The sequence below is a fragment of the Limosilactobacillus pontis genome (assembly GCF_002940945.1).
Classification (GTDB): Bacteria; Bacillota; Bacilli; order Lactobacillales; family Lactobacillaceae; genus Limosilactobacillus; species Limosilactobacillus pontis_A.
The window spans coordinates 114847-135355 of sequence record NZ_PNFV01000004.1; the positions used below are offsets into that span (position 1 = coordinate 114847).

The following is a 20509-nucleotide window of genomic DNA, read 5'->3' on the forward strand; positions in this document are numbered from 1 at the left end:
AGGCTAAGTTGTCAATATCTTAATTTAATGACATTGCAAAAATAGTTGCGTGCCGCACATCCTGAATATTTACATCTTAACTTTAATCACCTCACCATCTTTGAATGTGAACTCTATGTAACGTTGAAAGATGGTGATTTTTTCGATTAGGCGGCGGACAAGATGTGGATCGAACTCCTGAATACCATGTTGGTGTTCGTCTACGAAGTCGCTGACCTGATCGATGTTATGGAGCTTGACCTGATTTTCCGTTTCTAAACTTTGAACCTTTTCCTTTTGTTGGCGCAGGTCCATCACTTCTTGGGTAAGTTCATTGCAGTTTTGATGATGGTTTGCAGCTTGGATTAGTTTTAACTGTGCATCTTCCAGTTGCTTATCAAGTTCTTCAATTGTTGGCCCTTTGGAATTCTTCACGATCTTCATGATGTTAGCCTTAATTTGTTTATCGGCTAGCTCATGGCTTTCTATTAGCTGATTGATGGCATCAAGGGTTGCCGCTTTTAATAACGGTTCCTTAATATTACGGATCATACAACGTCGACCTTTCTTGCTACGTCTAATTCGGCTGGCACAACGCCAAACAGCAACTTTGGTTGGCCGATACCACATGTTTCTCTGGAAGATGTCACCGCATTTTCCGCAAAAGACCCGTTGCGAAAAGCAGTATTTGCCGTTAACTCTGCGGTGACGACCATTTTTGGTAGTAATGCCGTTACGCCGTTGACGGATTAGATTCTGTACTTGCATGAAGACCGATTTAGGAATAATCGCTGGATGGTCATTTTCAACATAGTATTGAGGCATGATCCCTTTATTCTTAACTCGTTTCTTGGTTAAAAAGTCAACAGTATAAGTTTTCTGGAGGAGTGCATCACCCATATATTTTTCATTTTTGAGGATCCGATTAACGCCACTAGATCCCCAATTGGTTCCCTTGCCGCCGGTTAAGACACCATCTACCTTGAGTGATTCGGCAATTTGTTTCATCGTCATGCCTTGCAGGTAGCTATAGAAGATTCGTTTAACCGTTTTAGCTTCTTCTGGTTCAATCACTAAATTGCCATCTTTATCCTTGGTATAGCCCAAAAAGTGATTATGGTTAATCAGAACCTTGCCTTGCTGGTAACGATATTGCAAACCAAGTTTAACATTTTGCGATAAAGATTCACTTTCTTGCTGGGCGAGGGAAGCCATAATGGTAATTAGGACCTCACCTTTGGCGTCCATTGTGTTAATGTTCTCTTTTTCAAAAAAGATTGCCACATTGATGGCTTTCAAGTCCCGGATATACTTTAGACAATCAATTGTATTCCGCGCAAACCGACTAATTGATTTGGTGACAATTAAGTCAATCTTACCAGCTTTACAAGCGGCAATCATTTTATTGAACTGTTCTCGCTTCTTGGTGTTGGTTCCAGAGATTCCATCATCGGCGAAGATGCCAGCCATTTCCCAGCTGGGATCTTTTTGAATCAGCTCTTTATAGTGACTAACTTGTGTTTCATATGAGTTAGCTTGTTCATCGAGTTCAGTTGAAACCCGACAGTAGGCCGCAACTCGTAGTTTTTCTGATTGTGGTTCATCTGGTAAACGGTGGACACTATTGCCACGTTGCTGATGGGCAGGAATAATATGAACTTTACTCAATTAAATCCACCTCGCTTTTAATGGTACTGTATAGATATTCAGCCTGTTTAACAGGTTCATTGAACCGTTGATGAATAACATCTCGATAGAAATGCTCGTTAACCATGGCTTTCTTGGTAAGATGCTCTTCCAAATTAAGTCCACATTTTAGCTGAAAGGTAATCTCATATTGATTAAGAACCTTAACTGACCGGACATAAGTTTGAAACAGTTTGGGATCAAACCTAGTTAGTAATTGTCCTTGCTGGCACCAGCGGAGCAGGTCACGAAAATCTTCTAAGTTATTAGCGTTATCAGTTTGATTACTATTGATTTGCTTGATCTGCTCTTGGTATTGATAGCTCGATTGCTCTAATTTAGCGGTTTGATTGATGTACAGCGATTTATCGATTAAGCCTTCCTGCATTAATTTAGTAAGGGTTGCTGCTTTTTGATCGTTTGCCTCAATTAGTTTTGTGAACTGGTTCAGTTTACCGTCAGTATCCGCATTAATTTGTTCCCTTAGCTTTTGTAGCAGTGGCTGGATGAGGAACTTTTTGCTGAAGACAAGCTTATTCATCATGGTGCAAAAAGCATTTCGAATCCCTTCTTCAGAGATCGCTTTCACCGGACATTGAGTTGCGGAATGTAAATGCTTTTGGCAAGCCCAGCAAATTCTATTTGATCGCGTTTGCCGCTTAAAAGTAGTACCGCAGTAGCCACAAATAAGTTTCCTAGTGAATAGGTAGTGTCGCTGGTATTTATGACTGCCGACTTCAATGTGCCGCTTTTGTGCGATGTGTTTTAATAAGTCCTGCGCGCGGTCAAAATCCTGATGACTAACTATTGCCGGATGATGGTCTTCAATTAGGTACTGCGCTAGTTCGCCGTGATTAATGTGTCGCCGATATTGATCATCTCGATAAGTTTTCTGACATAACATGTCGCCGGTATAGTTAATGTTACGCAGAATATTGATAATGGTACTGCTCCACCAATGATGACCATGCTGGGTTGGAATCTGTCTAATGTTTAGCTGCTTAGCAATTTGACTAGTTGATTGCCCCTGTAAGAAGTGGTTAAAAATTGTTTTAACGATTCGTACTTCATGAGGGTTAATCATTAGGTTGCCGTCCTGAATGAAATAACCATATGGAGCCGAAGAAACTCTAAAACTACCATCGGCGAACCGTTTTCGAATGGACCAGCGTAAATTACCTGCGGTTGAGTGTGATTCATCCTGGGCAATACTGCTAAGGATCGAAAGAAACAACTCACTGGCCATTTCACCGGTATTAATCCGTTCCTTTTCAAAGTAAATAGGAATGTTAAGTTGCTGTAGTTGCCGAACAATCTGTAAACAGTCAGTAGTATTACGTGATAATCGACTAATTGACTTAGTAATTACCAGGTCAATGCGATGGTTATTGCAGTCAGCTAATAACTCATTAAGAGCTTTTCGCTGTTGGGTTTTGGTTCCGGATAGCCCTTCATCATAGTAGATTCTAGCTAGCTGCCAGTTAGGGTGACGTCGAATATATTCTTGGTAATGTTGACGTTGATTTTCCAGACTTTCGAGCTGAGCAATATTGTCAGTTGAGACTCGACAGTAGGCAGCCACCCTTAGTTGCTGGACATTACGTTGGAATTCTTGAATTTTAGTAATGGTTGACATGGCAAACCTCCTTTCGTCAGTGTGGTATGTTAGCTCTGAACTGTTGATGTATCAACACCTTCCGGGCCGATTAAAGGAGGAAAGGACTGTCGATGCAATTGATCAATTTGGTGGAATTCATGGCTAGAGATTAGCCCTTTTTGCAAGAGTTTCAATGTTATTTGACGAGCCTGCTGGTAGTGAAGTTCATCTAATAGTTGTGATTGTGTCATACTGGTATTAACTGATATCAGTGGTTGGTGTGTTACGGTTTTTACTTTTTTAGTCATTGTAATTACCTCCACTGATAAGCCAGCCAAAGTAAAAAAGTAAACCATGACAAAATAAAAAAGCCTGCAGACTGCAGTCCACAGGCGAAAAGTAATTATTGATGGTTGTTCTTGGTATGCAATTGCTGGAGGGCACTTTTTAATTTATCAGGAATGGGCAAACCGAGCTGACTAGCATTTTCAAGAAGTGAAATTCCTTCATTGGAAATGTAAAAGAAGATGGTAGCAGTTCTAATTGCCGAGCCATTCTTTAATAAGTGAATGTCGAGCACATTGGCAATACCCACTAAGACTAAAATTAAAACTTTACGTGTCAGTCCTCGAAAGCCGATTTCACTCGAGAGCTTATGTTCACTGATGGCACAAAGAATACCGGTTAGGTAATCCACTACCATAAAAATTAAGAGGGCATACAAAAAGTCATCCATACCACCTAGATACCAGCCGAGGAAGGCTCCAATTGCACCCCAGCAAGAATTAATCGCAATCGCACTAATCTTCAAGTTTAATCCCCCTTTTGTATTCTGCTTTTAACTCCATAAACTCGTGCCCATATTTAACATCATCGATGAAGCCAATATCATAGCCGCGGCCTTCAAACCAGATATTAGTATCTTCATCAACGTCAGGACGATAGCGAATAATAAAGGAAAGCTGCTTTTCTAGTTTGACAGTAACGGCGGTGTAGTATTCCTGCCCGTGAAGGGAAGAAACCTTAGCCCAAACGTTACCTAATTTGACGTTTTTATACATACTCATCCCGGTATTTGGATTTTCGCCCACGTACTTTTCTTTCATGAGGGTGATTCGCTTGTTTAATTCGCCAATATCAGCGATTTTACTGACACGATTATTTTGTTGCTGCACTTAAAATTCCTCCTTTCGGTAGGGGGATAGGATTGCACGGAGAAATTTGATCATGGCATCAAAGTCAGCCGTTTCACGATACTCATAGAGATAAGCAGTTGTGTAAAGAATGGCGGTATGAATATCATCGGGAAGAGAATCAAAAGCAGACAAGGGTTGCCGTAGAACATTTTCAACGGTTGCGGTAGCTGATCCAATCAATTTAGTAATCAGATCATCTTCCGTTGTACTATCAACCCTTAAGTAGGTTTTTGCTTCGGCCAGAGTAACAGTAGCCACATTTCATCATTCCTTTCTACTTTGCAGCCATTGCTAGGGTTTTGATAGCTTCGGGGAGGATAACTTTAGCGTCGACCCGTTGTGAACCTAAAAAGCCCACTTGACCAGTAACAGCGTAAAGTTCGTTAAGACGCTTGAAAGTTCGTCCTTGGCGATCGGCAATCCAATAATAATTGAAATCGCCGAAGAGGACGGGTTTATTTCCAGCAGCCAAGTTAGGCATGTAGGGACTGGTGTAAACTGGGCAGTTTAGAATGCGATCCGGTTGTCCCGCTTGGACCGATGGTTGCCAAACGTATTGGTCATTCTTATCTTTCAGCTTACGAATTGCTTTGACAGTGTCATCGCTCATTAAAAATATGGCATTCTGCTGGTAAGGTGCTTTCAGTGAATAGAAGAGGTCAATTAGGTCATCAAATGTTAAGGTATCGGTTTTTGCTGCGGTTGAGCCAGCTGATGCACCGTTGGTATCTGTTAAAATTCCGGTTGGTTGATTGGTCCCTGTCCCGGTTAAGAAAGCTTGTTCCTCAGCATTACCCAGTCGACGACCAAATTCGCCAGAGAGATAAGTCATCAAATCAAAAGCCGAATCATTGAGTAATTCTTCAGATACCTTAATTAATGTTCCTAATTTATGGGCAGCCAGGGATACTTGGCTGAACTGGGTGTTGGATTCCGTGTAGGCAGCTTCTTCGTCCAGCCAAGCGGCGGTCCCTTCACTAGCAACTACAGGAATTTTATGTTCACCGCTGTTCGTTTGAATAACATGACTGATCGTCCGTAAGACGTTAGCTTCCTGTAGCTTCTGAATTAGTTGATTTTCAAACTCATCTGGAACCAGGAAACCACCATCAGGATCGGCGCCTTCTTTTAGGGCATCAACTACGCCCTGGCCACGCATCATCTGCCAAAAGTCCTTAGTATATCCAGTTGCCTTAATGGATTGCGTTTCAGCAGACGGGATATTAGTTAGAGCCTGGGAAGTGGGCTGATTGAGAGCCGCTTCGATTTCTTCTTGCTTGTGACGCCGGTCGATTTCTTTACCTAGATCAACGACATCTTGTTCCATCTTTTCGTAGGTCGCATTATCTTCAGCAGACAGTACATCTGATTCTTTCTGCTTAGCGTCAAGGAAATCTTTTGCCTGCTTCCAGATCCGGGCACGCTTATCTTGTAATTCAGTAATCTTAGTCATATTTAGGGTTCCTCCTCAAATTTAATGTGATAACAAAGAAAGCCGCTTTTGCAGCGACTTTACAGAGATAGTTGTTTTAGTTGTTGGTTTGAGTTTGTTCAGTAGAACAAGGTTCGACTGTTTATCAGAGTAGGAGTAACAATCTGTTACGTTCTTATTTTGCCCGAGCATCTCGTCAGCAAAACCAAGTTCAATTGCCTTATTAACGTTCATCCAGGTTTCGTTGTCCATCATTGTTGAAATCTTAGCTCGGGGCAGATTCGTTTTAAGCTCATAGGCGTTAATAATGGATTCTTTAGTTTCGGTCAACATCTGCACTGCCTGATCGAGGTCTTTCTTCTGCCCGCCCACAATAGTCAAGGGATTATGGATCATTAGCATTGCAGTCGGTGCCATTGAAACGGTAGTTCCCGCCATGGCAATGACTGAAGCGGCTGAAGCAGCTAATCCATCAATTTTGACGTTGACATCATTAGGGTAGTTCATCAGCATGGTGTAAATACGGCTGGCTGCAGTACAGTCACCACCAGGAGAGTTAAGCCAGAGATCAATTGGTCCTTGATCTTCATTTAGTTCATCTTGGAATACTTGCGGTGAAATATCGTCATTTACCCAGCTATCAGGTGCAATTACTCCAGAAATAGATAATTGACGCTGGTCACCGTCATGGTTCCAGTTCCAGAATCGTTTCAAATTGATTTATCCTCGCTTTCTTGTTTTGCCTTTGGATTATAGAAATTACCAGCTTGATTTAACGGAAGCATATTGCCATTAACTAAGTACTGATCACCACCTTCACTGGCGGGAATTTGGTTGAGGTCTTCCAGTTCACGAATGTCGTTAGCAGATAACCAGCCATTTTGCCGACCAATTGCGTAGCCGTTCATCCGGCTTTCATAGTCACCCCGAAGCAAGCCATCCACGTTAAATTTAATGAAGTATTTCTGCTGGTCGTCAGGTGAGAGCAGTTGCTGGTTCATGGCTTGCTCCCAGCGAACACACCAGGGATTTAAGGTATACTTCACGAATTCCAGTGATTGCTGTTCGATATTTGAAAAAGTTGATCGATCCAGATCACCGACCATATGAGGCGGGACGCGAAAGATCCGTGCGATTTCGTCTAACTGGAATTTTCTAGTATCAAGAAACTGCGCTTGATCAGGAGGAATCGAAAGTTGGTGGAAGGTCATGCCTTCTTCTAGAACCGCAATACTATGGTTGTTGGAACCCGAGAATTGAGCCTGCCAACTTTTACGTAAACGTTCTGGATCTTTGACCACGTTAGGGTGTTCAAGTACGCCACCGGGTGTGGCATCGTTTTTAAAGAAAGTTGACCCATATTGTTCAGCGGCCATCGATAAGCCAATTGCATTTTTGGCCATCGCAATTGGACTATAGCCAATCAAACCATCAAAACCTAGTCCGGCAATATGAAGAACTTCATCAGATAAGAGAATGACTTGCTTGGATTTATTCTTGGCTTGGTAATCATCATAGTTTTGGGTATAAGTGTAGTAGAGGTCACCGTTGGCAGCGCGATTGACATCCATGCGATCGGGCATCAAGGGATAAAGTCCAGTGATTTGTCCCTGACCATTTCGAATGATCTGGGCATAGGCGTTACCCCAAAGTAATAGATGATTCATCAAGGTTTCCCGAAAGACAAAGCTGGTCATTTCTGGATTAGGAGCATCATGGAGCAAAAAATAAAGCGGGTGTTTAATTGCCCGCTGTTTACCACCATCATTGGTGTATTGGTAAATATGAAGTGGCAGTTCTGCTAAACCTTCCGCTAATACCCGGACACAAGCATAAACTGCGGTGTTTTGCATAGCAGTGCGTTCGGTGACGTTTTGGCCGGCAATGGAACTGCCAAAAAGAAACGACATCGTGCTGGATAAGGTGTTTTTAGGTGAAGTTTTGTTGGTGTGGAATAGTTTATTGAGAAAGTTCATAGCATCAACTCCTTTTAGGGCATAATAAAAACACCGACTTGCTAAAAGTCGATGCTAATTAATATATTTTGATCTCTTTGGTAAGTTCAATCACCGCTTAACTTTTTCGTTTGTAGACGTCATTTCTTTTACCCGCCTTTACGACAACAACCGTAAAAACTTCGTCTTGAATATCGGCAATGATGCGGTAACTACCAGCTCGGTAACGCCATAGAGTACCCAGTTCACCTTCCAGGGCTTTACCCCAAACTCGCGGATTATCAGAACCTTCGATATGTTTGTCAAGCCAATTGATGATTCTTCGCTGAACAGGCTTGTCGAGATTTTTCTTAAAATCCTTTAGTGCCTTTTGATTAAATGACCAAGTGTATTTCATCATTAAAGGCCTAATTGCTTTTTAACGTCATTGCGAGATACAGTTTGGCCATGGGATTCACGGATGTTTTTGACTGCATCTTGATAGTCAAGACTATCTTCGAGCTTTTCTAAAACGGCATTTCGCATGAATTCGGTAGCAGATTGACCATCAAGATCCGCTTGTTTGTGAATCAAATTTAAGACGTCTTTATCAAAACGGATAGTGGTGGATTTAGTAGCAGTTGCCATGTTTGGACCTCCTTGGATTTGTTAATGATATTATATCATATCAGAATGCAAATGCGTTCTATTTTGATTAAAGCATTAATAGTCCGCGACCATCGTAAACTGAATCACCACTATCTTCATTTCGAATAGCCCGATCTAACCCCATGATAGTGGCGACTACACCATCGATCTTTTCGGTAGATTTGGCTTTATCTGGTTTGATATTACCGGCTGGATCTGTGCGGATGTAAATGTTATCCATCATCCAACGTAAAACTGGGTGTCCACCATGAGCAATCTTCTTTTCAAGGGTTAACCGCATCAATTCCTTGGTTGGCGGGGTCATATCCTTAAACCCTTGACCAAATGGCACGACTGTAAATCCCATACCTTCCAGATTTTGAACCATTTCAACGGCGCCCCAACGGTCAAAGGCAATTTCTCGGATATGATATTTTTTACCAAGATCATCGATAAAATGTTCAATGAAACCATAGTGAACAACGTTGCCTTCCGTAGTTTGTAGGTAACCTTGCTGTTTCCAAATATCGTAGGGAACATGGTCACGGCGAACCCGTAAATCAACGTTATCTTCAGGGATCCAGAAGTAAGGGAGCAGAGTGTACCCTTCTGATTCATCACGCGGTGGGAAAACAAGAACGAAGGCGGTAATGTCAGTAGTGGAGGATAAGTCCAAGCCACCAAAGCAATCACGCCCGCGTAGCTCATCTGGATCAACTGGGAAAGCGCAAGCATCCCACTTATCCATCGGCATCCAACGAACATCTTGTTTAACCCATTGATTGAGTCGCAGTTGTCGGAAAGTGTTCTCTTCAGCCGGATTTTCCTTTGCTGAGTTATAGGCATCTTTGACTTTCTCCATTTTGACCGTGATGCCTAAGGAAGGGTTAGCCTTTTTCCAAACCTCTGGGCTGGACCAATCTTCATCACGCCCAGCGCCGTAAATAACCGGATAGAAACGAGAATCATGCTTGCGGCCTTTCATAATATCGATCGCTTTTTGATGAACTTGGTAACAGATGGAATTTTCATCGTTTCCCGCAGTGGTGATCAAAAAGTAGAGTGGCTGGGTACGGGCATCCCCAGAACCTTTTGTCATGACGTCATAAAGTTTGCGATTCGGCTGAGTGTGCAATTCGTCAAAGATAACCCCAGATACGTTAAATCCGTGTTTAGAGTATGCATCAGCAGATAGAACCTGATAAAAGCTATTAGTTGGTTCATAAATTAACCGTTTCTGAGAAGCCAGGATCTTGCAGCGTTTCTTTAACGCCGGGTTCATGCGTACCATATCGGCGGCCACGTCAAAAACGATGGCAGCTTGTTGCCGGTCAGCCGCACAGCCATAGACTTCTGCCCGCTCTTCACCATCAGCACAGCATAGTAATAAAGCGACTGCTGCAGCTAATTCTGATTTGCCTTGTTTCTTGGGAATCTCAACATAGGCAGTATTGAACTGACGGTAACCATCCGGTTTAAGGATCCCGAAGATATCACGGATAATTTTTTCTTGCCAGTCAATTAAGTCAAAAGGCTTGCCTGCCCAGGTACCCTTGGTATGACAAAGGCATTCAATGAACGATACCGCAAAGTCGGCCGCATCTTTGTTGTAGGTGGAGTCTTTGGCCATAAAGCGGGTTGGTTTATAGTCCTTTAATTTACGCAAGGGGTAATCACATCCTTTCAGTGATACTAAAAAAGCACTGAGCTTTTAACTCAATGCCGCAATGTTTAGTTAAATTTACCAGTCAAAATCAGTTTGATGTATCCAGCACGATCAGTGTTTAAATATTTGATTAGATCATGGCAGTTATAGTAATAAGCTAGTCGTTTCACGTTTTCAACATCAAACATATTCGTTTCGCCAGTGTTGCGGATTTGCAAAACTTGTTGACGAATACGATCGCGTTGAGCTAATTCTTCTTTAATTCGGTTCATAGCTAAGCCTCCTCGTATTCTTAAATGCCGCCGATCCCGTTAAGTTGCGTAATAATATCTTACGTTGCTTTTTGTATTTGGAACCAATAAAACCCAGTCGCAATAAGAAACAACGAAAGGCATATTTTTCATTGCTTTCTTCGTGGGGTGTGGACATGATTCGCTGATGGCTCTGTGCGTATTGCACCAATTTATCGACAAATTCCTGATAGGCAGCAGTATCTTCTGGACTAATCTGATCAAACCAGTCAAATGATACACGTTGTTCATCAATGATAAGGTGTAAAGATTTGATGTCAAAAGCATCCTTAATTAGCTGACTTTTTGCCCATATTAAGTGCCGTAGGTTGTCCAAAGATTGTTCAGTAAAGTTTTCTCTAGGATAGGAAAGATTGAACTGAATGACCTTTGTTCCGTTAAAGCCTAATTTATTTAAGTATTCCAGCAATTGTGGTGGAATTTTATCTGGGGAACTTAGTGTGCCATTTCGACTGACATTATATTTGCCAATTTGATATGCGTATGTTGGTGTGTATTGGTATTCAGCTTGTTGCTTGGTATAAGTTGCAATGAGCATCACCAACTTTTTACGCTTTTTACCATGAACGTTAAAGTTAATTTCCATTATCTGTACCTCCTTGTTTAGTTACTGTATACATCACTCTGTAAGGCACAGATAGCAAGCTCTTTAAGCTGATTTTGGCGCTTTTTTTGCCCGACTATAAGGTAAAGTTTTGCCATCCCTTTCTACGCTAACTTTTTTGTCAGAGCCAGCCTGCTCAATATAGCGATTGATGATGACATCACAGTATTTCGGGTCTAGTTCCATCATGTAACAGATGCGATTGGTCTGTTCACAGGCGATTAGAGTAGATCCAGAACCGCCGAACGGGTCCAGTACCGTACAATTGGACATAGTGGAGTTCATAATTGGGTAGGCAAGTAAGGGGATTGGTTTCATGGTAGGATGTTCCTTACTTTGTTTTGGACGATCAAATTCCCAGATCGTTGATTCCTTGCGACCGGTATACCATTCGTGCTTGCCATCTTTTTTCCAACCATAAAGAACTGGCTCATGCTGCCACTGGTAAGGTGAACGACCGAGTACCAGCGATTGTTTCTTCCAAATGCAGCATCCAGATAAATAAAAACCAGCATCCTGGAAAGCGCGACGGAAGTTTAATCCCTCCGTGTCGGCGTGGAACACATAGATGCTGGCATCATTAGCCATGGTTTGGTTCATATTTTGAAAAGCAGCAAGCAAGAATTGATAGAATTTATCGTTGGCTTGGTGATCATTCTTAATTTTACCAGCTTTACTTTGATAATCGACATTGTAAGGTGGATCGGTAAGTACTAAGTTTACCTTGTTTCCACCAAGTAATTGTTGATAGCTGGCCTCCTTAGTGGCGTCACCGCATAATAAAGTGTGTTTACCTAAATGCCAAAGGTCGCCAGGTTTACTGAAAGTTGGCTTATTAAGTTCATTATCCACGTCAAAATTATCGTCGCGAGTATCATCTGCAGTACCGAGTAGATCGGTGATTTCACTCTCATCAAAACCGGTTAACGAAACGTCAAGATCACTAGCTTGTAAGTCAGTCATCAACAGGGCTAACTTGTTTTTATCCCAATCACCGCTGATTTTATTCAATGCGACATTGAGCGCTTTCTCTTTCTCATCATTGAGATTAACGACTACACAGTCAGCTTCTTGAATACCTTCGTCTTGCAGAATTTTTAAGCGTTGGTGACCACCAACTACATGACCGGTTTGTTGATTCCAGATGATTGGGTCAACGTAACCAAATTCATGCATTGAGCGTTTTAGCTTTTCGTAGTCCGGATCACCAGGCTTGAGATCTTTACGCGGATTATAATCTGCGGGGATCAAGTCGGTGATTTTCTTTTTGATAATTTTCATTAGTTCACTCCTTTCCGGCTTCGCAAAAGCCGTTCCATGACATCATCTTGTGGTGTAGATCCTTGATAGGCGGTTGCGTTGTTTTCCTTAACCACTTGAAAAATTTGAAACCATAACTGACTTGATTGCTTCATGTAATCGCGGCTCATTGACACATAGGGTGATGCAATCGCGTTCCCAGTGGTGGGGTGGCGAGCAAGGAAGCCAAATTTAGAGATACATTCCTCACATTGAATCCACCGGCTAACACTAACCGCATATTGTTCGATCAGCTGGGTGTTTACTAGTTTTTCACACCCCCGTTCCACTAGCCACTCCCACGTTTCCTTGAAGATATCAGCAGCATCAAACTCTAAACCATTTTTCTGCTTGGCTTTGAGGTACTTCTTCACTGGCGGCATAACGTGCCCTTCAAGATTAGTTGGAGTAGGCAAGTCGATTACAGTTGCTTCCTGGCCAGCTTCGAGCTTATCGTGAAGTGATTTAGATTTCCGGCCGGCTCCGACCCGAGTCCCGCCACGATTTGTACCATCTTTAGCCAAATCTCTCCCTCCTTTCGGCAGGGGTTAATACCCTGTTTGATTTCAATTTTTTGTACACGGAGGCCCAGGCCCGCTCCCGCGCGAAAAATTTTTAAGGATTTGATGGCCCCCTCCGTGGTTTAGTAATGATATCGACGTGGCTTTTTATGCCAGCGATCATCCATCTGGGCGGTGATGCGGGAGTGGCATGGCTTACATAATGCCATCAGGTTCTTGAACTCGTTGGTGCCGCCGTGTTCCAGAGGCAGAACGTGATGGACCTCGGTGGCTTGGGTATACCTTCCTTGGCTCAGGCACATCTCACAGAAGGGATGGTGGAGCAAGTAGCGTTGACGGATCTTTGGCCAGCCACGATGATAGCGCGGACGACTACGTTTTGGTCGTTGGTAACGATTGTAGTGAGAACTGACTTGCTTAGCATGGACGTCACAATAAGTGTTGTGGGTTAGTCGCGGGCAGCCAGGGTAACGACAGGGTTTCTTGGGTGAGTAGGGCATGACACTCCTCCTTTCTGAGGGTATAAGAAAAGCCCAGCAGTTTTGCACCGCTAGGCTTCAATGTTATAAAGCAAATGCCTTTATCCTAATTTTCTACGCTACCATCGTAACATAGATAAGCCGATTGTTTGTTCTGCGTTTTACCTTTCTAATGATGGGATCCATAAAGTAAGAGCGTGAGGTGATCGAGTGCTTTGTTCTTTCGATTGTAAGCAGTGGTTTTCGCAATGAAGTACTTGTCCATCACGATGGTTAGTCCCTCGTTCATTGACTGGTTTGGAGTGTGATAGCAGACATCTAAAACAAAGCGCTCGTCTTCAGATAACTCTTGCCAGGCTGGCTCGAACCACTTGAAGTAAAGTTGGGCTTGTTGGTAGCGTTCATTCAGCTTGGTTGTCTCATCGATGCCATGCAGCAGGCGATGCTCAGTTGGGTTATCTTTTTTACTGCTGCCAGGTACGAAACCGTAGCGTGGCGAACTGACACCAATCATTTGTTCCTTGGCTAGCTTCAGGTCGTCTTGGTAAGAGTCAATGATGAACTTCATACCATCGTAATCTTTCAAGGCTGCGACGGTCGCTCGCCGTTTGTCTAAGTAGTTCCACATGATACTCATGCCATAACACTTCCTTTCAGGTTGGCTTTCACTGCGTTAATTAAAGCTAACTGGGTTTTGTCTTTGCGTTTCAGGGCCGCCAGAATGTTTTCGTCAATGGTGCCTTCAGTGATGATGTGGTGGATAACTACTGGTTGACGTTGCCCTTGCCGCCAGAGCCGAGCGTTAGTTTGCTGGTAGAGTTCCAGACTCCAAGTTAATCCATACCAGATTAAGGTAGCACCACCAGCCTGCAGGTTAAGACCATGACCAGCAGAAGCGGGATGGATCAAAGCTAAAGGAATCTTACCGGCATTCCAGTCCTGAATGTCACGGGGTGTTTTGATCTCACGAACCTTGAAACGACTTTTAATCTGGATTAGATCATGTTTGAACCAGTAAGCTACCAAGACAGGTTTACCATTAGCAGCTTCAACCAAATCTTCAAGGGCATCAAGTTTTCGCTGGTGAATTTGAATAATCTGCTGCTGGTCGTCGTAGACACAACCATTTGCCATCTGGCAAAGTTTATTCGATAGACTGGCTGCGTTGAGGGCATCGATTTGTTTACCCTGGGCTGAAACTACTAGCTGGGCATTAAGCTCATCATAGATTGCCTGCTCACTATTACTCATTTTTACCGGAACGGTGTTCATAGTTAACGGTGGCAGACTCAAGTAATCCTTAGACTTCATAGAAATGGTGATGTCATCAATGGCGCGGTAGATACTTTGTTCAGCACCGGGCTTAGGTTTGTAGGTAAACACTTGATACATGTTTCGCTTGTCAGGGTCAAAGTAGTTCATTCGGTAAGATGAGATGAAACGGCCGAGTCGTTGGCCCATGTCTAGTACGCGGAACTCTGCCCACAAATCCATCAAGCCATTAGACGACGGTGTGCCTGTTAAGCCAACCACGCGCTTAATCAGTGGTCGCACTCGTTTGAGGGCTTTGAAGCGTTGTGAGCGGTAAGACTTAAAACTAGAGAGTTCATCGATCACCAACATGTCGTAGTCAAAGGAATTACCAGAGGATTCAATTAGCCATTTCAAGTTTTCCCGATTAATGATATAAATGTCGACATCTTGCTGCAGTGCTTTGATCCTTTGAAGCTTAGAACCAGTGACGACTGAATAGTTAAGGCCTTTTAAGTGGTCCCATTTTTCAATTTCTTCTGGCCAGGTTTGTTTAGCCACGCGCAGTGGAGCGACAACTAATACTCGTTGAACTTTACCTTGCTGAATAAGCTGCTTAATAGCAGTTAGGGTAATGACACTCTTGCCAAGTCCCATATCAAGCAAGATGGCTGTTACGGGATGGTCCAAAATAAAACGAGTTGTATATTGTTGATATTCATGCGGTTTGTATAGCATCAAGCATTCCTCCAATCTGATCAAGCTGATCGCAAACAAAGACTTGGAAACCAAGTTGTTTTAACTGGTTGAGTCTTTGCACTTGTAACGGGCGGGGATGTTTACCAGGAGCCTTCATCTCCACAAAGCCCATGTGACCATCAGGCAGGAGGACCAATCGATCAGGTACTCCGGCCATAGATTGCGAGATGAACTTTAGGCAAAGACCTCCGCGTTGGTGAGTAGCTTTGACAAAAGCGGTTTCGATTTGTTTTTCTAACATTTTTAAAATCCTTCCTAAACGTTGATATATCGGTGATTCGTCAGGGTTAATGACGGTCGTGACAGTTGATTTACTACTCTTCTCTATACCTCTTTTTTTCTATTTTTATTCCTATATACAAGTAAGGTAAAAGAGTGTCATGACTGTCATTAGGATTGGTAAATACTGATGTATCAAGCTTTTTAAGTTGTAAAGGGTGACAGTCGATGACAGTCAACTAAGGAATTCATCAGCCTTAACTTTTAATCGCAGTCCCTTGATGAAACGACCGTTTTGTTTGTGTTGACGTTGAAAGCCAGCATTTTTGAGGGCCGTGTAAAAGTCTGACGTGCTGCGGATATATTCACCGATACTTTGACAATATTCGCGATACTTTTGATAAAGATCGCCTGACTTTTGTTCATAACTGGGGTCAAGTTCACAATTCTCATGAAGAAAATGTCCTAGCCAATCGTTATCAGCGTGGTAGGATCGTACCGCTTTGGTTACGGCAACGGGGGTGGTTAACTGGTAATTTTGCTGAATGATTCGCTGGGCACCCTCAATAATCCACTGCAATACCGCTGGACCAGCTTGTTCGGTTAGATACTGAGCATAGTTTTTAATGTCATTCCGTTTAGCAATCGTGGCTTTAAAGGGAATTACAATCAATCGGCGCCAGATTCCTTCATCATTACCACCTACGTGGGGCAGGTAATTGGTGTATAACACGATGGTGTGGCTGGGCGTAAAAGAGAAAGGTTTCATGTATTTCTTTTCGGCATAGATTTCATCAGTTGAACAGAGTTGCTTGACGATGGAAGTGTTCAGTCGCTTACCTTCTTCTAGTTCAGCGGAGATGATTAGCCGCTTGCCTTTGACTTCGGCCATCTCTGGTTTGACGTTTCGCCGAACACCAGTGGTCAAGGCATCAGCTGAGAGGTGACCGGTATAAGTGCCGAGTACATTAGCGATGGTGTTCCAGAAGGTTGACTTACCATTCCTCCCGCTGCCGTAAGCAATAATCAGAGCTTCCAAGTACACCTGACCGATCGCCACCAGTCCCACAATTTCTTGGACGTAATTAATCAACGCTTGGTCACCACAGAAGAAAGTAGTGAGTGCTTCTTGCCAGAGTGAAGCTCCTTGATTACCAGGAACACAGGATGTGGATTTGGTGATTAATTCATCAGCTTGAATTTCCTGTTGACCGTGCATCCCTTTCTTTAAATTGAAAGGTCCGTTGGGCGTGTTCAACAAAAACGGATCAGCATCAAAATCATTAATCTCTTTGACGAGCTTTGGTCGAGAATTAGTTAAGATCCCGTTAATACCTCGAGTGCTGCGTTCCTTGAGAATAAAGGCTTCGTAAGCTTTAGCATTTTCGTAATCCTTGAATGCGGCTAGTTGTTCATCATTAAAAGTACGACTAGCTTTTGTTTTACCCATTGCTTGCAAAGCGGATGTCACACCATTTTGCTGAATCTTCTTATAACTATTAGTGACACGAAGCTGAGCATCAGTTAATTGTTTATCGCTAAAGCGCTGGACTTCACCGAGAGCTAAAGGTTCCGATTCCTGCCAAACCTTCCCATCGAACCACATAAAACCTGATTGGTTGGTATAGCAAACCCGCTCTTTGCAGTTGTTGACAAAGACATAAGATTCACCAGTATCCGAGTAATCATCCGGTTGTAGATCGTCATTGGGCTGATTGTATTCTTCAGGCGGAATATAACCTTTTTGACTAGCCATGCGCTGACCAAATTTGGTGGCACTATGCCAGATGTTTTTTAATTCCTGCTTGCTTAGTGGTGGATCACATTTAGCAGCTTCTTCCCGAAATGCCTGACGAGCTTCAGCAGTATTGCCAAGACGCATAATGATGCGACCGGCAAAATGTGAGAGGGTTGCATTACGTTGACCTTCATGGATTGATCCGATGTTTTGCTGAGCAAAGTAACGCTCGGCCATCATAAATTTGTCCACGGCTTGTGATCCTTCATGCCAGATGGCTTTAGTACTAGGCACACCAAAGACAAACCGGGCCGCATCAAGCGCATTGTCATCAAAATAGGGAAAGTATTCTTGAATTTCGTGTTTTAGTTCGGCGTAGGTTTTAGCATCCGTAATCTCAGTAATCGGAAAGTAGACGTGAAACTTAGGCCGGGGTGTTTTATGGTGCTTGGCCTTCATATTGTTTCGCGAGAAAGTAATGGCGTAGGAAACATCATCGAAATAGTTAGCAATGTTTGCAGGTTTGATCCAAGTAGTCGGATCGTCAGAATGATCGTTATCGCAGTCCATGATCAGGCAGTCAGCTTTGATGAAGTTGGCAATAGCGCGTTGGTTATTTGTAAATTGACCGCAGACATGGTCATAATGGGCAGCCTGTTCTAATTCCTGTGCGTTAGTGATAGTTTGTTGATGAGGATAGATCGTATTGCTAGCCTGACCGGAATTACCTGCCATCGATAAAGTAAAATGCATCTTTAGTTGGCCTCCATTTCATTATTAAAGTAGCGGATATTTTTATTTTTACGTTTGGCAAAGCGGATGAAGTAGCACATATCGTGCGTCGGTTTACCAAATGACCAGGCTTCGGCGCATTTAGTCAGTAGCACAATGTTAATAAAAGTGGCTACTTGAAATTCCTGTGAATGGTGCAGGTTAATAAATTGAGGTAGGTAAAGCTGTGGACAAATGGGAATGCCGCCATGTTGATAGACAAATCGGCAGTAAGACTGCACCTTATGAACGATCACTGGATCTTTTTTCACTACTTCCGTAAAGGGAGCGACTACGAAGATCAACGGTCGGTAGTTGGGATTAGGCTTATTGGTACGTAGCTTGGCGATAGCTAGCGTTGCTTCTGACATAGATTCAGATCCTTTCTTAATAATTTATGGGACTAAAAAAGCCCTCACTGATAAGCCAGATGAGGGCGAGAAGTAAACTATAAAAATTAATCTTTTTTGTAGAAGCCTCCGACAAAGCCAGCAGCATTGAGGATTAAGCCATCAGCCCAGTCAGGGACCTCGGTCATAATCTTAACTATTGTGTCGAGCGAGCGGTCTGTCGGAGCATCAATCACGGCTTCATCATGAATGTGCATTACGACAGGGTTACCAGCTGTTTCTAAGCGACGCATAGCCCCGGCTAACAAGTCCCGACTAGTTGCTTGGACAATGTTTTCTACCAGCTTGGCCCCATAGGTTTCAATTCGATCCCATTTTTTCACGGTGTTGTTCCCCATGAAGGTAATCGATTCAGAACCAAACCGGTTAATGCCAATTTTAGGTTGGGGGTAGCAAAGATAACGTCCCGACCGTAAACGAAGAAACATGCAGCCACTCCGGTAAATAAACTTCATTCCGTGGGTAGTTTGCGGGAGGTGCGTTTTAATACATTCTTTAGCTGCTTTATCAACGTCCCACCAAAACTGCACAATGTGAGGACTAGCATTACGCCACATTTGAACCAGTGGTGGTAATTCATCATCGGTTAGGCCAAGATTAGTGGCACCCATGGCTTTGAGCGCACCAATAGAACCGCCATAGCCCAGGGCGAGTTCCGCAATTTTACCCTTTTGACGGAGTTCACCATTGATTCCATGTTTGACCACCGGGACACCAAACATCTGGCTTGCAGATACACAATAGATATCTTCATTCTTGGCAAAGGATTCTTGTCGCCATTTTTCATTAGATAGCCAAGCAATCACCCGTGCTTCAACCGCTGAGAAGTCAGCCACGTAGAAATGATGATTTTTGCTAGGGATAAAAGCAGTGCGAATCAATTGTGATAAGACGTCTGGCACTGAATCATAAAGCATTGCAAGTGCTGGTACGTTGCCTTGCTTAACTAATTCGCGAGCTTCTTCGAGGTCTGGCATTGAATTACGGGGAAGATTTTGTACTTGTACAAGGCGACCAGCCCACCGACCCGTCCGGTTAGCACCATAAAATTGTAAAAGACCATGGACACGACCATCTTGGCACATAGCTTTCTGCATAGCCTGGTACTTTTTGACACTTGATTTGGAGAGTAACTGACGGAGAGCTAATACTTGATGAACCGTGCCGGTAGTGGTTTGTAATAGCTGTGCCACTGATGCTTTGGATAGTGAATTAGTTTTAATACCTTGCTGCTGGAGCCAGTCTTTTAGCTGTAATGGAGAGTTAGGATTTGCTAGACCTGTTAATTCTTTAGCAGTTTGTAAGTACTGGTCATGGAAGACGTTTTGACATTTGATCGCATTGTTAACCAGTTGTTGGTCAATCCGGATACCGCGATCATTAATGTCTTGATCCATCCAGTAGTTTTCCCATTCATTCTGTGGGACAGGGAAGCATTCAAGCTTCTGGGTGATTTCCATTTCAACCTCGACGTCACGCTGATTGTATTGCTTAAACTGTTGCCATTTATCAGGAGCATGGTAGGGGAAGTTACGAGTGCGATTTTGATTGGCCTTCGTAGGTTTGCAAGGTGTACAGAAGTAGCGCACAAGCTCTTTACCAGCAGTGATCTTTTGCCGTGGTAACCCTAACACGCTTCCAACATCTCGTAGTGATAATGGCAAGCCGAGAGTGGCAGACCAAACACGAGAACAATGCCAACCAGTTGGCTTTAAGCGGTGACCAACAAAGCGTGACAGACAGACCCGTTCAAATTGAGCATTAAAGGCACTTTTAATAATAGTAGGATCATCTAACGCCTTAATAACCTGAGGAGGAATTGATTCACCCTGAGTGAGGTCTATAACCTTTACTGGACCGAAGTCGATAGCGTAGCCAAAAAGCAGGAGTTCAAAGTCTTTACTGTCTGCATAACGATAGACACCAGTCTGATTTAGGTTGGTGCTGGAATAAGTTTCAATATCAATTGAAATTTGCTTCATCAGGAATCCTTTCTACAAAAAATGGGT

General features: G+C 43.1%; 23 protein-coding genes. All 23 read right to left on the minus strand.

The window, feature by feature from the left end:
- Positions 1-69: 69 nt before the first annotated feature.
- The 23 genes from CK797_RS04575 to CK797_RS04685 all read right to left on the minus strand — a co-directional run bounded on the left by CK797_RS04575 (position 70) and on the right by CK797_RS04685 (position 20482).
- Complete coding sequence (locus CK797_RS04575) at positions 70-1647, minus strand: recombinase family protein (protein ID WP_104688596.1); 1578 nt, start codon at positions 1645-1647, stop codon at positions 70-72.
- Positions 1640-3301, minus strand: a complete 1662-nt coding sequence (locus tag CK797_RS04580; RefSeq protein ID WP_104688597.1) for a recombinase family protein — start codon at positions 3299-3301, stop codon at positions 1640-1642. The genes CK797_RS04575 and CK797_RS04580 overlap by 8 nt, the downstream gene beginning before the upstream one ends.
- Positions 3302-3330: 29 nt before the next feature.
- The gene (locus CK797_RS04585) at positions 3331-3570 is read right to left on the minus strand and encodes an SHOCT domain-containing protein (RefSeq protein ID WP_070366295.1); all 240 of its coding nucleotides are present in this window, start codon (positions 3568-3570) and stop codon (positions 3331-3333) included.
- A gap of 95 nt (positions 3571-3665) precedes the next feature.
- Positions 3666-4073, minus strand: a complete 408-nt coding sequence (locus tag CK797_RS04590; protein ID WP_070366294.1) for a holin family protein — start codon at positions 4071-4073, stop codon at positions 3666-3668.
- Entirely contained in the window at positions 4063-4437 is a 375-nt protein-coding gene (locus tag CK797_RS04595; RefSeq protein WP_070366293.1) for a phage head closure protein, read from the minus strand. The genes CK797_RS04590 and CK797_RS04595 overlap by 11 nt, the downstream gene beginning before the upstream one ends.
- Positions 4438-4716 carry a head-tail connector protein gene (locus CK797_RS04600; RefSeq protein ID WP_070366292.1) on the minus strand — a complete coding sequence of 93 codons (279 nt, stop codon included), beginning with the start codon at positions 4714-4716 and terminating at the stop codon, positions 4438-4440.
- 16 nt (positions 4717-4732) lie between these two features.
- Entirely contained in the window at positions 4733-5911 is a 1179-nt protein-coding gene (locus CK797_RS04605) for a phage major capsid protein (RefSeq protein WP_070366291.1), read from the minus strand.
- Positions 5912-5932: 21 nt separating this feature from the next.
- Positions 5933-6604, minus strand: coding sequence for a head maturation protease, ClpP-related (locus tag CK797_RS04610; protein ID WP_070366290.1), 672 nt, complete (start codon positions 6602-6604; stop codon positions 5933-5935).
- On the minus strand, positions 6601-7866 hold the full coding sequence (locus CK797_RS04615; RefSeq protein WP_174532785.1) for a phage portal protein: 1266 nt from the start codon (positions 7864-7866) through the stop codon (positions 6601-6603). The genes CK797_RS04610 and CK797_RS04615 overlap by 4 nt, the downstream gene beginning before the upstream one ends.
- Positions 7867-7963: 97 nt before the next feature.
- Positions 7964-8245: a type II toxin-antitoxin system RelE family toxin gene (locus tag CK797_RS04620; protein WP_412052693.1), complete on the minus strand. Its 282-nt coding sequence runs from the start codon at positions 8243-8245 to the stop codon at positions 7964-7966.
- Positions 8245-8472, minus strand: a complete 228-nt coding sequence (gene relB / locus CK797_RS04625; protein ID WP_070366289.1) for a type II toxin-antitoxin system RelB family antitoxin — start codon at positions 8470-8472, stop codon at positions 8245-8247. Before relB ends, CK797_RS04620 begins: the two co-directional genes overlap by 1 nt.
- A 67-nt stretch (positions 8473-8539) precedes the next feature.
- Entirely contained in the window at positions 8540-10138 is a 1599-nt protein-coding gene (locus CK797_RS04630; protein WP_225365025.1) for a terminase large subunit, read from the minus strand.
- Between the two features lie 65 nt (positions 10139-10203).
- A complete protein-coding gene (locus CK797_RS04635) occupies positions 10204-10410 on the minus strand; it encodes a DUF5049 domain-containing protein (protein ID WP_070366287.1) in 207 nt (68 codons plus the stop codon).
- A complete protein-coding gene (locus CK797_RS04640; protein WP_104688598.1) occupies positions 10397-11035 on the minus strand; it encodes a hypothetical protein in 639 nt (212 codons plus the stop codon). Before CK797_RS04640 ends, CK797_RS04635 begins: the two co-directional genes overlap by 14 nt.
- A gap of 63 nt (positions 11036-11098) precedes the next feature.
- Positions 11099-12334, minus strand: a complete 1236-nt coding sequence (locus CK797_RS04645; RefSeq protein ID WP_070366285.1) for a site-specific DNA-methyltransferase — start codon at positions 12332-12334, stop codon at positions 11099-11101.
- Positions 12334-12876, minus strand: coding sequence for a P27 family phage terminase small subunit (locus tag CK797_RS04650; RefSeq protein ID WP_104688599.1), 543 nt, complete (start codon positions 12874-12876; stop codon positions 12334-12336). The genes CK797_RS04645 and CK797_RS04650 overlap by 1 nt, the downstream gene beginning before the upstream one ends.
- Before the next feature lie 119 nt (positions 12877-12995).
- Positions 12996-13373 carry an HNH endonuclease gene (locus tag CK797_RS04655; protein WP_003671980.1) on the minus strand — a complete coding sequence of 126 codons (378 nt, stop codon included), beginning with the start codon at positions 13371-13373 and terminating at the stop codon, positions 12996-12998.
- 148 nt (positions 13374-13521) lie between these two features.
- Positions 13522-13989 carry a restriction endonuclease gene (locus CK797_RS04660; RefSeq protein ID WP_104688600.1) on the minus strand — a complete coding sequence of 156 codons (468 nt, stop codon included), beginning with the start codon at positions 13987-13989 and terminating at the stop codon, positions 13522-13524.
- Entirely contained in the window at positions 13986-15341 is a 1356-nt protein-coding gene (locus CK797_RS04665) for a DEAD/DEAH box helicase (RefSeq protein ID WP_104688601.1), read from the minus strand. The genes CK797_RS04660 and CK797_RS04665 overlap by 4 nt, the downstream gene beginning before the upstream one ends.
- The gene (locus CK797_RS04670; RefSeq protein WP_104688602.1) at positions 15322-15603 is read right to left on the minus strand and encodes a VRR-NUC domain-containing protein; all 282 of its coding nucleotides are present in this window, start codon (positions 15601-15603) and stop codon (positions 15322-15324) included. The genes CK797_RS04665 and CK797_RS04670 overlap by 20 nt, the downstream gene beginning before the upstream one ends.
- A 213-nt stretch (positions 15604-15816) precedes the next feature.
- Positions 15817-18072: a phage/plasmid primase, P4 family gene (locus tag CK797_RS04675; RefSeq protein WP_104688603.1), complete on the minus strand. Its 2256-nt coding sequence runs from the start codon at positions 18070-18072 to the stop codon at positions 15817-15819.
- Between the two features lie 2 nt (positions 18073-18074).
- The gene (locus CK797_RS04680; protein ID WP_003672034.1) at positions 18075-18461 is read right to left on the minus strand and encodes a hypothetical protein; all 387 of its coding nucleotides are present in this window, start codon (positions 18459-18461) and stop codon (positions 18075-18077) included.
- An 86-nt stretch (positions 18462-18547) separates the two neighbouring features.
- Entirely contained in the window at positions 18548-20482 is a 1935-nt protein-coding gene (locus CK797_RS04685; protein ID WP_104688604.1) for a DNA polymerase, read from the minus strand.
- Positions 20483-20509 lie beyond the last annotated feature (27 nt).